Below are 255 nucleotides of genomic sequence, written 5' to 3'. Positions count from 1 at the left end.
TCACCAGCCGGTCGGCGAAGGTGCCGGAGTCGCCCTCGTCGGCGTTGCAGACGATGTATTTCTGCGCGCCTTTGGCGTCCAGCACCGTCTGCCACTTGATGCCGGTGGGAAAGGCCGCCCCGCCCCGGCCGCGCAGGCCCGAGGCCTTGACCGTGTCCACCAGTTGCTGGGGCGTGCGGTGGATAGCTTTTTCCAGGCCGTCGAAGCCGCCCAGCGCCCGGTAGTCCGCCAGCGACACCGGATCGGTGACGCCGA

Annotated in this window: 1 pseudogene; it reads right to left on the bottom strand. The window is 69.4% G+C overall.

Annotated features, from left to right (window positions below):
* Window positions 1-255: pseudogene (locus C7I36_RS17020) on the bottom strand (formate dehydrogenase); the annotation flags it as partial.

This window comes from Zobellella taiwanensis, from assembly GCF_003012795.1.
Lineage (GTDB): Bacteria > Pseudomonadota > Gammaproteobacteria > Enterobacterales > Aeromonadaceae > Oceanimonas > Oceanimonas taiwanensis.
Note: the sequence above shows the minus strand (reverse complement) of the source record. Positions and strands in the feature narration are given on the sequence as shown.